12 protein-coding genes are annotated in these 14,663 nt (G+C 67.5%); 9 read left to right on the top strand and 3 right to left on the bottom strand.

Annotation, left to right across the window (positions count from 1 at the left end; all coding sequences use genetic code 11):
- Positions 1 to 288: 288 nt before the first annotated feature.
- The 8 genes from mraZ to murD all read left to right on the top strand — a co-directional run bounded on the left by mraZ (position 289) and on the right by murD (position 9,490).
- Complete coding sequence (gene mraZ, locus IT41_RS01040) at positions 289 to 807, top strand: division/cell wall cluster transcriptional repressor MraZ (RefSeq protein ID WP_052081217.1); 519 nt, start codon at positions 289 to 291, stop codon at positions 805 to 807.
- Positions 808 to 810: 3 nt separating this feature from the next.
- On the top strand, positions 811 to 1,785 hold the full coding sequence (rsmH, locus tag IT41_RS01045) for a 16S rRNA (cytosine(1402)-N(4))-methyltransferase RsmH (protein ID WP_036737994.1): 975 nt from the start codon (positions 811 to 813) through the stop codon (positions 1,783 to 1,785).
- On the top strand, positions 1,785 to 2,159 hold the full coding sequence (gene ftsL, locus IT41_RS01050; RefSeq protein ID WP_036737996.1) for a cell division protein FtsL: 375 nt from the start codon (positions 1,785 to 1,787) through the stop codon (positions 2,157 to 2,159). Before rsmH ends, ftsL begins: the two co-directional genes overlap by 1 nt.
- Complete coding sequence (locus IT41_RS01055) at positions 2,156 to 3,961, top strand: peptidoglycan D,D-transpeptidase FtsI family protein (RefSeq protein ID WP_036737999.1); 1,806 nt, start codon at positions 2,156 to 2,158, stop codon at positions 3,959 to 3,961. Before ftsL ends, IT41_RS01055 begins: the two co-directional genes overlap by 4 nt.
- 29 nt (positions 3,962 to 3,990) lie before the next feature.
- On the top strand, positions 3,991 to 5,460 hold the full coding sequence (locus tag IT41_RS01060) for a UDP-N-acetylmuramoyl-L-alanyl-D-glutamate--2,6-diaminopimelate ligase (RefSeq protein ID WP_036738000.1): 1,470 nt from the start codon (positions 3,991 to 3,993) through the stop codon (positions 5,458 to 5,460).
- On the top strand, positions 5,457 to 6,842 hold the full coding sequence (locus IT41_RS01065; protein ID WP_036738001.1) for a UDP-N-acetylmuramoyl-tripeptide--D-alanyl-D-alanine ligase: 1,386 nt from the start codon (positions 5,457 to 5,459) through the stop codon (positions 6,840 to 6,842). The genes IT41_RS01060 and IT41_RS01065 overlap by 4 nt, the downstream gene beginning before the upstream one ends.
- Positions 6,842 to 7,924, top strand: coding sequence for a phospho-N-acetylmuramoyl-pentapeptide-transferase (gene mraY, locus IT41_RS01070; RefSeq protein WP_036738004.1), 1,083 nt, complete (start codon positions 6,842 to 6,844; stop codon positions 7,922 to 7,924). The genes IT41_RS01065 and mraY overlap by 1 nt, the downstream gene beginning before the upstream one ends.
- A 165-nt stretch (positions 7,925 to 8,089) precedes the next feature.
- Positions 8,090 to 9,490, top strand: coding sequence for a UDP-N-acetylmuramoyl-L-alanine--D-glutamate ligase (gene murD, locus IT41_RS01075; RefSeq protein ID WP_036738005.1), 1,401 nt, complete (start codon positions 8,090 to 8,092; stop codon positions 9,488 to 9,490).
- Positions 9,491 to 9,596: 106 nt separating this feature from the next.
- Here the strand turns inward: murD and IT41_RS01080 are convergent, their stop codons facing one another.
- Positions 9,597 to 10,742, bottom strand: a complete 1,146-nt coding sequence (locus IT41_RS01080) for an OmpP1/FadL family transporter (RefSeq protein ID WP_036738007.1) — start codon at positions 10,740 to 10,742, stop codon at positions 9,597 to 9,599.
- 298 nt (positions 10,743 to 11,040) lie between these two features.
- On the opposite strand from IT41_RS01080, the gene guaB reads away from it, so the two are divergent.
- Positions 11,041 to 12,489: an IMP dehydrogenase gene (gene guaB / locus IT41_RS01085; protein WP_036738008.1), complete on the top strand. Its 1,449-nt coding sequence runs from the start codon at positions 11,041 to 11,043 to the stop codon at positions 12,487 to 12,489.
- Between the two features lie 52 nt (positions 12,490 to 12,541).
- Here the strand turns inward: guaB and IT41_RS01090 are convergent, their stop codons facing one another.
- Complete coding sequence (locus IT41_RS01090; RefSeq protein ID WP_036738010.1) at positions 12,542 to 13,249, bottom strand: GntR family transcriptional regulator; 708 nt, start codon at positions 13,247 to 13,249, stop codon at positions 12,542 to 12,544.
- A complete protein-coding gene (locus IT41_RS01095) occupies positions 13,246 to 14,607 on the bottom strand; it encodes a formimidoylglutamate deiminase (RefSeq protein WP_036738181.1) in 1,362 nt (453 codons plus the stop codon). The genes IT41_RS01090 and IT41_RS01095 overlap by 4 nt, the downstream gene beginning before the upstream one ends.
- Between the last annotated feature and the right edge of the window lie 56 nt (positions 14,608 to 14,663).

The raw sequence follows: 14,663 nt of genomic DNA on the forward strand, positions 1-14,663 counted from the left end.
CCCCGTTAATTCCCGTGTCATCCATTGCCTACGGAGACGGGCTGAAGGGGCGCCAAGACCCCATAAGGCGACAAGCAGGCTTCATACGGGCACCCGCTTCCGAACATGACCCCGCGGCGCGCGAGCAGCACCTCCCCCAGGTGGCGCGGATAGCGGGGCGCGATCCCCGAAACTACGGGGCCCAGAGATGGGAACGAGGGTGGCGGATCGGGTCGTGGCAGCAACCCGGTCCGCTTTTCCTGTTCGGGGTGACGGGCAGGGACGAAACAGTGGAAGGAGTGCGGGCCGGTGGCGCGCAGGTTCAGAGGATCGGAAGAGGTCAGGGTCGACGCGAAAGGCCGCGTCTCGATTCCGGCCAAGTTCCGCCGGGTCTTCGAATCCGCCGATCCCGAATGGGAAACCGGCAAGCGTCCGCAACTGGTCATCGTCTTCGGTACCCGCGACTGGAAATACCTGCAACTGTTCACCATCGAGGCGATCGAAGAGATCGACGAGCGGATTTCGCGGCTCGATCGCGGCAGTCCCAGCCGCAACTATCTGGAACATATCTATCAGGGCCATTCCGAAGAGGCCGAGATCGACGGCGACGGCCGGCTGGTCCTGCCGCAGAAACTGCGCGACAAGATCGGCCTGACCGACAGCGCGGTGTTCATCTCGGGCGGGGACAACCTGAAGGTCTGGTCCCCCGCCGCCTATGAAGAGGAAGAGCGCGCCATCGAGGCCCGCGTGCCCGAGCTGGAGCCGGGTGCCGATCCGCTGTCGCTGCTGTCCCAGCAGGTGGCGGCGTCCAGCCCGGGGCAGGGCTAGGCCATGGCACGGGCGACCGATCCCCATATTCCCGTCCTGCTTGGCCCGCTTTTGCGGGCCGTTGCGCCTGTGGACGGGGTCTGGATCGACGGCACGTTCGGCGCCGGCGGCTATGCGCGCGTCCTGCTGGAGCAGGGCGCGCGGCAGGTTATCGGCATCGACCGCGATCCGGCGGTCTTTGCCATGGCGGCGGCATGGGCGGGCGCATATGGCGACCGGCTGCGGCTGGCGCAGGGCACGTTTTCCGACATGGACCTGCTGGCCGGCGGCCAGGTCGATGGCGTGGTGCTGGATCTGGGCGTCAGCTCGATGCAGCTTGACCAGCCCGAGCGCGGCTTTTCCTTCATGCGCGACGGGCCGCTCGACATGCGCATGGGCGGCGACGGCCCGACCGCGGCCGATCTGCTGAACGCGGCCGCTGAGGCCACCATCGCCGACGTGCTGTATCTTTACGGCGAAGAGCGCGCCTCGCGCCGTATCGCCAAGGCCATCGTGGCGGCGCGCCCGATCAGCCGCACGGGCCAGTTGTCGGATATCGTCTCGGCCTGCCTGCCGCGCCCCAAGCCGGGCCACAGCCACCCCTCGACGCGCAGCTTTCAGGCGATCCGCATCTGGGTCAATGACGAATTCGGCCAGCTTGTCGCGGGGCTGGCCGCGGCCGAACGTGCGATGCGCCCGGGCGGCAGGCTGGCGGTGGTCAGCTTTCATTCGCTCGAGGACCGGATCGTCAAGCGCTTCATGCAGGCGCGTTCGAACAGCGCCGGCGGCGGCAGCCGTCACGCGCCCGAGACCGCGCAGGCCGCGCCGGCCTTCCGGCTGCCCTTTCGTCGCGCCATCGGCCCGGACGAGGCGGAAATGGCGGCCAATCCGCGCGCGCGCTCGGCGCTGTTGCGGGTCGGTATCCGCACCGATGCGCCCGCCGGCCGCGTCGATCCCGATGCGCTTGGCCTGCCGATGCTGACCGAAAGGAGGGTGTGATGCGATCCGTGCTGTATCTCCTGACCACGCTGATCGTCATGGGGCTGGCCTTCTGGGCCTATCGCGAGAATTACCGCACCCAGGCCACGATCGCCGAGATGTCCGACGTGCAGCACCAGATCGGCCGCCTGCGCGAGGATCTGGCCGTGTTCCGCGCCGAATGGGCCTATCTGAACCGTCCCGCGCGGCTGCGGGAACTGGTCAACCTGAATTTCGACAGGCTGCAACTGGTGCCCTTCGGCTCCGATCAGTTCGTCGATGTCGGACAGGTCGCCTTTCCCGCGCCGACACAGCCCGCGGCGGCCGTCGCCGCCGCCATCGTCGAACGCCCCGCGGGCTATCCCCCCCGCCGACCACAGGAGAGCACGCCATGATCCGCACCCCCCTGCGCCCGCTGGCACGCATCCTTCGCGCCCGCGAAAGAGGCGAGAACCCCGATGCGATCGAGGCCGAGAACCGCGCCCAGCGGCATGCCGAGATCCAGGACAAGGCGCGCGGCAGAGCGCGCAGCCGGCTGTGCTTCATGGCCGCCGGCTTCGTGCTGGCCTTTGGCACGGTGGGGTTCAAGATGGCGGTGCTGGCCAGCAGCCGCCCCAGCGAGCCCCGCGTCCAGACCACCGGCGCGCAGATCATCTCGCAGCGCGCGGACATCACCGACCGCCATGGGCGGGTGCTGGCGACGAACCTGCTGACCTATTCGCTCTATGCCCATCCCCGGCAGATGATCGACCCCGAGGCGGCGGCGCGCAAGCTGGCCGGGATATTCCCCGATCTTGACCTGGAGCGCCTGCGCAAGGATTTCTCGGGCAAGCGCAGCTTTGTCTGGATCAAGAAGAAGATCAGCCCCGAACAGATGCAGGCGGTCCATGATATCGGCGAGCCGGCGCTGCTGTTCGGCCCGCGCGAGATGCGGCTGTACCCCAATGGCAAGATCGCCAGCCATATCCTTGGCGGCTCGACCTTCGGCAAGGAGGGCGTGGCCAGCGCCGAGGTGATCGGCGTGGCGGGGGTGGAAAAGGCCTTTGACCAATGGTTGCGCGACCCCGCCAACGAGGGCGCGCCCCTGACCCTGTCGCTGGACCTGACCGTTCAGGCCGCGATGGAGGAAGTGCTGAGCAACGGCATGAGCGTGATGAACGCCAAGGGCGCGACCGGCATCCTGATGGAGGTCGCGACCGGCGAGGTGGTGGCCATGGCCAGCCTGCCCGATTTCGACCCCAACGAACGGCCGCGGCCGCTGCTCAAGGGTGATCCGTCGGACAGCCCGCTGTTCAACCGCGCGGTTCAGGGGCAATACGAGCTTGGCTCGACCTTCAAGATATTCCCGGTGGCCCAGGCGCTGGACCTGAGGCTGGTCAGCCCGAACACGATGATCAATTCCCAGACGCCGATGAAGATCGGCAAATATCTGATCAACGATTTCAGCAATTACGGCGAACGGTTGTCGGTAACCGACGTGATCGTGAAATCCTCGAACGTCGGCACGGTGCGCATCGCGCAGCTGGTCGGGGTCGAGCGGCAGCGGGAATTCCTCAAGGATCTGGGCCTGTTCGAGCCGACCGCCATCGAGATCAGCGAGGCCTCGACCGGCCGGCCGCTGGTGCCGCAGCGCTGGCCCGCGGTGACCGCGGCGACGGTTTCATTCGGCCATGGCCTCGCCACCAGCCCGCTGCATCTGGCGGCGGCCTATGCCACCATCGCGAATGGCGGCACGCGGGTACGCCCGACGCTGATCCATGGCCGCAAGCCGCGCCGCGACGAGCAGGTGCTTTCCGCCGAGGCGGCGCGGGGGGCGATGGCGATGCTGCGCCAGGTGGTGACGCGCGGCACCGCGCGCTCGGCCGAGGTCGCGGGCTACGAGGTCGCCGGCAAGACCGGCACCGCCGACAAGCCCAGCCCGAACGGCGGCTATTACAAGAGCAAGGTGGTGGCGACATTCGCCTCGGTCTTCCCGGCGAGCGATCCGAAATATGTGCTGGTGGTGACGCTGGACGAGCCTTCGGTGACCGGGGTGAGCGGCGCGGTCAGCCGCACGGCCGGCGCCACCGCGACGCTGGTCGCGGCCGAACTGGTCCGTCGCGTCGCACCGCTGATGGGGCTGCGCCCGGCCACCGAATCGCAATTGCCGATGGTTGAACGGCCTTTGCCGGATCGGCTAAAGCTCGTCTCGAACTGACAAGCGGAGGTTTCGTGACCGATCGGGCGATGCGGCTGTCCCTTCTGGGGCTAAGAGGGGACAAGGGGCGCGACCCCGAGGTGACGGGCCTTGCCGTCGATTCGCGGCAGGTCGCCCCGGGCCACCTGTTCGCGGCGCTGCCGGGCACGCTGGCCCATGGCGGCGAATTCATCCAATATGCGCTGCGCCAGGGCGCGGCCGCCATCCTGACCGACCGTCAGGGGGCGACGATCGCGGCGGCCGAACTGGCCGGCTCGGACGCCGCCCTGGTGGTCGCCGAGGATCCGCGCGCCGCGCTCGCTGGCGCCGCCGCCCTGTGGTTCGCCACCCAGCCCGGGACCATGGTCGCGGTCACCGGCACCTCGGGCAAGACCTCGGTCGCCAGCTTTACCCGCCAGATCTGGCAATTGCTGGGGCACCGCGCGATCAGCCTGGGCACCATGGGGGTGCAGGGCGATTTTCAGGCCCGGCTGGCCCATACCACGCCCGATCCGCTGACCCTGCACCGGGTTCTGGCCAGCGCCGCGGCCGAGGGCGTCACGCATGCCGCGCTCGAGGCGTCCTCGCACGGGCTGGACCAGCGGCGTCTGGACGGGGTGGAACTCCGGGCCGGCGCGTTCACCAATTTCAGCCAGGATCATCTGGATTATCACAAGGATTTCGACGACTATTTCGCCGCCAAGGCGCTGCTGTTCAACCATATCCTGGATGAGGGCGCGGGCGCGGTCATCAATATCGACGACCCGCGCGGCCGCCAGATGGCCGGGATCGCCGACGATCGCGGGCTGGAGCTGACCACCATCGGCCGGGCCGAGGGCGCGGATCTGCATATCCTCGGCCAGCGTTATGACGCGACCGGCCAGGATCTTCGCTTCTCGTATCAGGGGCAGGCCCATCTGGTGCGGCTGGCGCTGATCGGCGGTTTCCAGGCCGAGAACGTGCTGGCGGCGGCCGGGCTGGCCATCGCCGCCGGCGACGATGCCGCCCGGGTCATCGCGACGCTGCCCGAGCTGACCACCGTGCGCGGCCGCATGGAACTGGCCGCGATGCGCGACAACGGCGCCGCCGTCTTTGTCGATTACAGCCACAAGCCCGGCGCGCTGGCCTCGGCCCTGCAAAGCCTCCGGCCGCATGTGATGGGCCGCATCGTCGTGGTCTTTGGCGCCGGCGGCGACCGCGACCGGCTGAAACGCCCGCTGATGGGCGAAGCGGCGCGCGAACATGCCGATCTGGTCTTTGTCACCGACGACAACCCCCGGACCGAGGACCCGGCCGCGATCCGTTCCGAGATCATGGCCGGCGCCGGCCCCGAGGCGGTCGAGGTCGCCGACCGGGCCGAGGCGATCCTGCGCGGCGTCGATGCGCTGCAGCCCGGCGATGCGCTGCTGATCGCCGGCAAAGGCCATGAAACCGGGCAGATCGTCGGCAGCGACGTCTACCCCTTTGACGATGCCGAACAGGCCTCGGTCGCGGTGGCGGCACTGGATGGCAGGATATGACGCTCTGGACCTCCGAGGATGCGGCGGCTGCGACCGGCGGCCGCGTGACGCGCGATTTCGCGGTGGATGGCGTGTCGATCGACACCCGCACCATTCGGCCGGGCGACCTGTTCGTGGCCTTGCAGGCGGCCCGCGACGGGCATGATTTCGTGGCCCGGGCGCTGGAGCAGGGCGCTGGCGCCGCGCTGGTCAGCCGCATCCCCGAAGGCGTCGCATCCGATGCGCCGCTGCTGGTCGTGCCCGAAGTTCTGCCCGCGCTTGAGGCCCTGGGCCGCGCCGGCCGCGCCCGGATGCGGGGCAAGATGATCGCCATTACCGGCTCGGTCGGCAAGACCTCGACCAAGGAGATGGCCCGCATCGCGCTGACCGGGCAGGGCGTGATCCACGCCGCCGAGGCCAGCTACAACAACCATTGGGGCGTGCCCCTGACCCTGGCCCGGATGCCGCAGGACAGCGATTTCGCGATTGTCGAGATCGGCATGAACCACCCGGGCGAGATCGAGCCGCTGGCCCGGCTTGCCCGGCCGCATGTCGCCATGATCACCACCGTCGCCGCCGCCCATCTGGAAGCCTTTGGCGCCATCGAGGGCATCGCGCGGGAAAAAGGCGCGATCTTTCGCGGCCTGACCCAGCCCGGCACCGCCATTCTGCCCGAGGATCTGCCGGTAACGCAGCTTCTGCGCGATTGTGCCGATGCGGCGGGGGGCATCGTGATCGGTTTCGGCCAGCACGGCATGGCCAGCCCCGTCACCGCCCGGACCGACGGCGATACCACGCAGGTCCGCGCCCGCATCCTGGGCGATACGGTCGATTTCACGCTGGCCAGCGTCGGCGCGCATTTCGTGATGAACGCGGTGGGCGTGCTGGCTGCGCTGTCCGCCGCCGGCGCCGATGTGAAACAGGCCGCCGCGGCACTGTCGCAGTGGCGCCCGCCGGCGGGTCGCGGCGCGGTTGAGGATCTGGACGGCATCCGCCTGATCGACGACGCCTATAATTCCAACCCGACCTCGCTTGCGGCCGGGCTGGCGACGCTGGCGCGCCTGACCGGTGGCCGCCGCGTGGCGATTCTGGGCGACATGCTTGAGCTTGGCCCCGATGAGGCCGCCATGCATCGCGCCATGGCTGACGATCCGGCGATGGCCTCGGTCGATCTGGTGCATCTGGCGGGCCCGCGCATGCGTGCGCTTTACGAGGCGCTGCCCGGGACGCGGCGCGGGCTCTATTCGGAAACCGCCGCCGCCCTGGCCGAGCGGGTGGATGAACTGGTCGCCGCCGGCGATATCGTGCTCGTGAAAGGTTCCAAGGGATCGAAAATCTCGATGGTGGTTGACGCGCTGCGGCGAACGCGGCAAAGCGGCGCGCCCGGCGAAAGGACAGCTTAATGCTCTACTGGCTCACCAACCTGTCTGATGGCGGGGATTTCTTCAACCTCTTCCGCTATATCACCTTCCGCGCCGGGGGGGCGTTCTTTACCGCGCTGATATTCGGCTTTCTCTTCGGCCGGCCGCTGATCGACATGCTGCGCCGCAAGCAGAAAAAGGGTCAGCCGATCCGCGACGACGGGCCGCAGAACCATTTCAGCAAGGCCGGGACGCCGACCATGGGGGGCTTTCTGATCCTGGCCGCACTGCTGGTCGGCACGCTGCTCTGGGCGCGGCTGGACAATGGCTATGTCTGGATCGTGCTGCTGGTGACCATGGGTTTCGCGCTGATCGGCTTTGCCGACGATTACGCCAAGGTGACCAAGCAGCACCATGCCGGCCTGTCGGGTCGCATCCGCCTGCTGATCGGGCTGTGCATCGCCCTGGGCGCGGGCGCGGCGGCAGCATGGCTGCATCCCGACCCGCTGAGCGGCCAGCTGGCGCTGCCCTTCCTGAAGGATACGCTGATCAATCTGGGCATACTTTACCTGCCCTTCACCATCGTGGTGATCCTGGGCGCGGCCAATGCGGTCAACCTGACCGACGGGCTGGATGGTCTGGCGATCATGCCGGTGATGATCGCCGCCGGCAGTTTCGCGGTCATCGCCTATGCCGTCGGCCATGCGAATTTCGCCAATTACCTGGGCGTTCATTTCGTGCCCGGCACCGGCGAGCTGGCCGTTTTCGTCGCCGCGCTGTTCGGCGGCGGGCTGGGTTTCCTGTGGTATAACGCGCCCCCCGCGGCGGTCTTCATGGGCGATACCGGCAGCCTTGCGCTTGGCGGCGCGCTTGGCGCCATCGCGGTGGTCACCAAGCACGAGATCGTGCTCGCCATTGTCGGCGGCCTCTTCGTGGTCGAGGCGCTTTCGGTCATCATTCAGGTCCTCTACTTCAAGCGTACCGGCAAGCGCGTCTTCCTGATGGCCCCGATCCACCACCATTTCGAGAAAAAGGGCTGGGGCGAGGCACAGATCGTCATCCGCTTCTGGATCATCGCGCTGATTCTCGCGCTGATCGGTCTGGCGACGCTGAAGCTGCGCTAGCGGTTCGCGTTCCCGCCCCATCCCGAACCCGATCCGCGCATCTATGCGCGGGTCGATCAGCACGGCAGGCTGATCCGCTGCCCGGGCGCGTGACATCGGTGCGCTTGCCCCCGGCCTGATCCTGGCGCAAATATCCCCTGACCGGCATGACGAAAAGGCCCGCACATGATCCCCGTCCAAGGTGTCGAGAACCAGACCATCGCCGTGCTCGGCCTCGGCCGTTCGGGCCGCGCGACCGTGGCCGCGCTTGCCGCCGGCGGCGCCAATGTCGTCGTCTGGGACGATGGCGCCGATACGCGCGAAGAGGCCGCGCAGGAGGGCATGAAGGTCGTCGATCTGACCCGCGACGCGCATTGGGACGGCATCTCTGCGCTGATCACCAGCCCCGGCATCCCGCATCTTTACCCCAGACCGCACCCGGTCATCGCCAAGGCCTGCGAGCTTGGCGTGCCGGTCGATAACGATATCGGCCTGTTCTTTCGCAGCTTCGCCAGCCGCGAATGGGAGGATTTCGACACCGCCCCCAGGGTCATCGCGGTTACCGGCTCGAACGGCAAATCCACCACCACGGCGCTGATCCATCACATCCTGCGCGAATCCGGCCGTCCCACCCAGATGGGCGGCAATATCGGCACCGGCGTCCTGTCGCTCGACCCCGCCCATGACGGCGAGGTGGTGGTGCTGGAACTCTCCAGCTACCAGACCGATCTCGCGCGCGCCCTGACCCCCGATATCGCCGTCTTTACCAACCTCTCTCCCGATCACCTCGACCGCCATGGCGGCCCGGGCGGCTATTTCGCCGCCAAGCGCCGGCTATTCGCCGAGGGCGGCCCCGACCGCGCCATCATCGGCGTCGATGAGCCCGAGGGGCGTTATCTCGCCGGCCAGCTTGCCATGGCGCCCCAAGACGACCGGGTGATCCGCATCTCCTCGGGGCAGAAGCTCGAGCGTTTCGGCTGGTCGGTCTTTGCCCGCAAGGGGTTCCTGTCGGAATATCGCAAGGGCCGCCAGATCGCCTCGATCGACCTGCGCGAGGTGACCGGCCTGCCGGGCGAGCACAACCACCAGAACGCCGCCGCCGCCTATGCCGCCGTTCGCGCCGTGAATATCCCCCCGCGCGAGATCGAGCGCGCATTCCACAGCTTCCAGGGCCTGCCGCATCGCAGCCAGACGGTGGCGGAAATCGACGGCATCCGCTGGGTCAATGACAGCAAGGCCACCAATGTGGACGCCGCAGCCAAGGCGCTGACCGCCTTCAAGCGCATCCGCTGGATCGCCGGCGGCATGGGCAAGGATGGCGGCATCGAGGCGCTGAGCCCCTATCTGGACGAGGTGGTGAAAGCCTATTTCATCGGCCATTCCGCCCGCGATTTCGCGCTTCAGGCCGGCCGCATCCCCCATGATGTCCTGGGCACCATGGACGAGGCCGTCGCCCGCGCCGCGGCCGAGGCGCAGCCGGGCGAAACCGTCCTTCTCGCCCCCGCCGCCGCCAGTTTCGACCAATATCCCAATTTCGAAAAGCGCGGCGAACATTTCACCGCGCTGGTCCTGGCGCTCACGTCGTGATCTTCTTCTTCACCCAAATATCCATGCGGCCGGGCAACCGGCGCGGGATCCGCTGATGAAAAAGGCCCCGGTGCGACCGGGGCCTCTTGCGGTTCTGGCGCGAAGATCAGAAGGAATAGCCCAGCCGCACGCCGATGCCCCAGGCTTCGCTGTCATCCATCTTGGCGACCTCACGCTTGGCGCCGCTCGCGCCGACGCCCAGATCGGCATCGCCAAGCTTGGTATAGTTGACGCCGGTGGTGACCTTCAGATTGTCCATCGTATAGATCGCAGCCAGGGTCACACCCTTGCGCCCGTTGACCGGCGCCAGCGGCGAGACGGTGCTGCCCCGGCTCTCCTCATAGAGGAAGGAGACCGAGCCCGACCATTGTTCGGTGAACTTGCGGCCCAGGCCCAGCGTGTAGGTCGTGGTGTCCTTGACCTCGACCAGCGGAATCTCTCCGGCCGGGCTGGCGATCGGGAACAGGAAGTTGTCGACCTTGAATTCGGACCAGTTGACCCAGCGGATCGAGCCGAAGACCAGCGTGTCCTTGGCCACGCCGGTCTGGCCCTCCAGCGTCCAGCTGCGCGGCGTCTTGACCTCGTATTCGCCGGTGAACTCGATCGGCAGCGGGCCGCCGGTCTCGGACATGTCGAAATCATGCTCGATGGGCGAGTTGTAGGTCAGCGAGATGCGCGCCGCGATGTCGGGAACCTCATAGGCCACGCCGGCCACCCAGCCGAACCCCCAGGTGCCGTCGATATCCAGATCATAGCCCGAAGTGGTCGCGTAGCCGGCACCCTGCAGCTGCACTCGGCCGTCGGCATAAGAGCCGCGAACACCGCCATGGACCGAGAAATTATTGTCGAACTTGTAACGCAAGAGCGCGGTATAGGTTGTCGAATCGACCCGAACCCGCGTGCCGCCCACCACGGGTGAGCCCTCGGGGGCCTGATCGTAACGGACATCCGCGCCAAAGGGCTGCTCGATGATCAGGGCGCCGGACAGGTTTTCGTTGAACTGGTGTTTATAGGCCAGACCAAAGAAGCCGTAGCCCTGCGCGACATCGCCGGTCGAGAACGGGCCGCCGATTGCAGCCGGCGCGACATCGCGACCGCTCACATCCGGGTCGACGGCGCCAAAGCTGATCTCGGCATAGTTTCCCTTTTCGAACAGCGGCGCCAGCGATTGCGGCGCGCGCTCGATCCCGCCCGCGAATGCGGGTGCGGTTCCGGCCAGCATCAGCCCGACCCCTGTAACGACTTTTTTCATTTTTGTTTCCTCCCTTCGAATGCTCGTCACGAGCATGCCGTTACAGCGTGATGTAGGCCATTGGTTGCGTCAATTGCCTTGCATTTCTGACGTAGCGTTCCAGTGCAGGCGATGGTGCAATCGTGTCCGGCCGGCAACGATATGACCTCTCGTCAATCGCTTTCGGGGCCTTTCGGGGATTCCCCGCAACTGCCCGGGCGTTAAAAAAACCCATGCCGCGACGTCGCCCTAGGCTGGACATTCCGCCGCGCGCGTGAAATGGGAAACTGCCAAACGAACCCCTGACAAGGATGCTGCCATGCAGATTCGTGAGGCTCTGACCTTCGACGATGTTCTTCTCGTTCCTGCGGCCTCTTCGGTGATGCCCTCGACCGCCGATGTGACCACCCATGTCACGCGACAGATCCGGATGAACATCCCGTTGCTGAGCAGCGCCATGGACACCGTCACCGAAAGCCGCATGGCGATCGCCATGGCGCAGGCGGGCGGGATCGGGGTGATTCACCGCAACCTGACCGCCGAGCAGCAGGCGGATGAGGTCCGCCGCGTCAAGCGGTTCGAATCCGGCATCGTCTACAACCCGATCACGCTGACCCCGGAACAGACCGTCGCCGACGCCAAGGCCCTGCAGGAGCGCTATAACGTCACCGGCTTTCCGGTCGTGGATGCCGGCGGCCGCGTGGTCGGGATCATCACCAATCGCGACATGCGCTTTGCCAGCGACGACCGCACGCCGGTCAAGGCGGTGATGACCAGCCAGAACCTGGCCATCCTGCACGAACCCGCCGACCGGACACGGGCGATCGCCCTGATGAAGGAGCGCCGGATCGAAAAGCTGCTGATCACCAATCAGGCCGGCAAGCTGACCGGTCTGCTGACGCTGAAGGATACCGAGAAATCGGTTCTCAACCCGCTGGCCTGCAAGGACGATCTGGGCCGGCTGCGGGTCGCGGCCGCCTCGACCGTCGGCGACGAGGGCTATGAGCGCAGCCTGGCGCTGATAGATGCCGGGGTGGATCTGGTGGTGATCGACACCGCGCATGGCCATTCCGAAGGCGTGGCCCGCGCGGTCAGCCGCATCAAGTCGCACTCGAACCAGGTGCAGGTGGTGGCCGGCAATGTGGCGACGGCCGAGGCCGCCCGGGCGCTGGTCGATGCCGGCGCCGATGCGATCAAGGTCGGCATCGGGCCGGGCTCGATCTGCACCACGCGGATCGTCGCGGGCGTGGGCGTGCCGCAGCTGACCGCGATCATGGATGCGGTGCAGGGCGCGGGCGAGGTGCCGGTCATCGCCGATGGCGGCATCAAGTTCTCGGGCGATTTCGCCAAGGCGATCGCGGCGGGCGCCAGTTGCGCCATGGTCGGCAGCGCCATTGCCGGCACCGATGAAAGCCCGGGCGAGGTCATCCTGTATCAGGGCCGCAGCTTCAAGAGCTATCGCGGCATGGGCAGCCTGGGCGCCATGGCGCGCGGCTCGGCCGACCGCTATTTCCAGAAGGACGCCGCCACCGACAAGCTGGTCCCCGAGGGGATCGAGGGGCAGGTGCCCTACAAGGGCCCGGCCGGCACCGTCATCCACCAGCTGGTCGGCGGCTTGCGGGCGGCGATGGGCTATACCGGCAATGCCACCGTGGCCGAGATGCGCCGCGGCTGCAGCTTTGTGCGCATCACCGGCGCGGGCCTCAAGGAAAGCCATGTCCATGACGTCCAGATCACCCGCGAAAGCCCGAATTACCGGCTGGGATAGGGGGGGCGGCCCGGTCTGATCTGCGCAAGGAAGCCGGTCGGCCCGAGCTGCGTCAGGGCGTTGCGATCAGCTGATAGCCGGGGTGAAAGGCCAGCCGCACGCTGGTGATCGCGCCCAGATCGTTGAAGGTGGTGCGCTGCAGGATCAGAAGCGCGGTGCCCTGCCGGCATTCCAGCAGCCGCGCGTCGCGGGCATCGGCGCTTGCCGCGGAAAAGGCCATGTCGGCGCGCAGCCAGGGAAAGTTGCGCACCAGCCATTCATTGGGATTGATGCGGTGAAAGTCGATCCTTTCGACCCCCGGCGCGGCAGCGGGGTTGAGCCAGCGATCCTCGACCTGAAACGGGGTGTCGTCGCCGTAATGGACGGTGCGCAGATGGATCAGCTCATGCCCCTCGGGCAGGGCCATGCGGGCGGCGACATCGGCGGGCAGCGGGCTCAGCTTTTGCGCCACGATCCGGTGGCTATAGGCCAGACCGGCGGCCTCGACCTGCTCGCGCACGATGGGGATGGTCAGCGTGGCCCTGCGCGCCGGGTTCACCGTGACATGGGTGCCGGCGCGGCGCTTGCGGTCCAGAAGCCCCTCTTCGGCCAGCAGTTGCAGCGCCTTGTTCACCGTGGCGCGCGCCGCGCCGAATTCCACCGCCAGCTCGGCCTCGTCGGGAATGCGGTCGCCCTGCTGCCATTCGCGGTCGACGATGCGGCGGCGCACCTCGTTGACGATGGCCTGGGCCTTGGAGGTCGGGGCGGGTCGGTCGGTCACATGCGATCCTCGAGCCGGGCGATGGTTGCCAGATAATCCGCGACGATCCGGTCGCGGTCGATATGCCTGCCATCCTGCACGATATGGCGGCCGGCGGACCAGACTTCGCGGATCAGACCGTCATGGCCGGCAAAGATCAGGCTGTCCAGCATCTGGTCGCCCCTGCGGCCGGCCATGACCGGGTTTTGCAGATCCACCGCGAAAAGATCGGCCCAGAGGCCGGCGGCGATGGCGCCGGTCTCGCGCCCCGCGGCGGTCGGCCCGGCCTCCAGCCCGGCATCATAGATTACCCGCCCGGTCGAGCGTTCGGGCTGTGCCAGAATGGCCCGTCCCCGGTCGCGCAGGCGCTGGCTGTATTCCAGCGTGCGCAATTCCTCGACCAGCGAGATGCGGATATTGCTGTCCGAACCAAAGCCCAGGCGCCCGCCCGCCGCCGTCCAGATCGTGCCGTTGAAGATGCCGTCGCCCAGCGAGGATTCGGTGATCGGACACAGCCCCGCGACCGCGCCGGTGGCGGCAAGGCGGCGGGTTTCGTCCCCGGTCATATGGGTCAGGTGGATCAGCGTCCAGCGCCGGTCGGGCTGGTGGTTTTCCAGCAGCCACTCGACCGGGCGCAGACCGTAAGCGGCGCTGACCTCCTCGATCTCGGGGACCTGTTCGGCCAGATGCATGTGCAGCGGCCGGCCGGGGCGCAGGGTTTCGCACAGGCGCAGCGCCTCGGGGGAAACCGCGCGCAGGGAATGGGGCGCGACACCGATTCCGGCATCGGCGGGCAGGGCTGCCAGCGCCGCCTCGGCCGCGTCCAGCAGGCGCGGGAATTCGTCGGGCGTGGTGCCGAAACGGTTCTGGCCCGGCCCCAGAGGCCGGCCGTCCACGCCGCCGAACTGGTAATGCACCGGCAAGAGCGTCAGGCCGATCCCGGTCCGGGCGGCGGCGGCGGCGATGCGTTCCGACATCTCGGCGATATTGTCGTAATGGCCGCCGCCGGGGCGGTGATGCAGGTAATGGAATTCGACATTGGTGGCATAGCCTGCCTCCAGCATCTCCATCTGCACCAGCGCGGCGATGGTTTCGACATCGTCGGGCGTCAGGTGGTCCAGGAAGCGGTACATGATCCGGCGCCAGGTCCAGAACGTATCGCGCGGCTCGGGGCCCCGGGCCTCGCTCAGCCCGGCCATGGCGCGCTGGAACGCGTGGCTGTGCAGGTTGGCCGGCGCAGGAAGCAACAATCCGACCCGCTGCCCGCCGGGCGCGGCGCCGGTTTCGACCGAGGCGATTCGCCCGTCAGCCAGCGTGACGCCGACGTTTTCCGCCCAGCCTTCGGGCAGCAAGGCCCGTTCCGCCCAGATATCAACCATTTCGCCGCCCTTCATTTTTCCAAAAATAAGTTTAGACATAGATCGCAATTAAGTTT

The sequence above is a fragment of the Paracoccus halophilus genome, from assembly GCF_000763905.1.
Lineage (GTDB): Bacteria > Pseudomonadota > Alphaproteobacteria > Rhodobacterales > Rhodobacteraceae > Paracoccus > Paracoccus halophilus.

What these genes read in the sequence shown, in the direction of transcription:
- rsmH (WP_036737994.1), top strand. Translation starts at nt 811, where the DNA reads ATGGCACGGGCGACCGATCCCCATATTCCCGTCCTGCTTGGCCCGCTT.
- ftsL (WP_036737996.1), top strand. Translation starts at nt 1,785, where the DNA reads ATGCGATCCGTGCTGTATCTCCTGACCACGCTGATCGTCATGGGGCTG.
- IT41_RS01055 (WP_036737999.1), top strand. Translation starts at nt 2,156, where the DNA reads ATGATCCGCACCCCCCTGCGCCCGCTGGCACGCATCCTTCGCGCCCGC.
- IT41_RS01060 (WP_036738000.1), top strand. Translation starts at nt 3,991, where the DNA reads ATGCGGCTGTCCCTTCTGGGGCTAAGAGGGGACAAGGGGCGCGACCCC.
- IT41_RS01065 (WP_036738001.1), top strand. Translation starts at nt 5,457, where the DNA reads ATGACGCTCTGGACCTCCGAGGATGCGGCGGCTGCGACCGGCGGCCGC.
- mraY (WP_036738004.1), top strand. Translation starts at nt 6,842, where the DNA reads ATGCTCTACTGGCTCACCAACCTGTCTGATGGCGGGGATTTCTTCAAC.
- murD (WP_036738005.1), top strand. Translation starts at nt 8,090, where the DNA reads ATGATCCCCGTCCAAGGTGTCGAGAACCAGACCATCGCCGTGCTCGGC.
- IT41_RS01080 (WP_036738007.1), bottom strand. Translation starts at nt 10,742, where the DNA reads ATGAAAAAAGTCGTTACAGGGGTCGGGCTGATGCTGGCCGGAACCGCA.
- guaB (WP_036738008.1), top strand. Translation starts at nt 11,041, where the DNA reads ATGCAGATTCGTGAGGCTCTGACCTTCGACGATGTTCTTCTCGTTCCT.
- IT41_RS01095 (WP_036738181.1), bottom strand. Translation starts at nt 14,607, where the DNA reads ATGGTTGATATCTGGGCGGAACGGGCCTTGCTGCCCGAAGGCTGGGCG.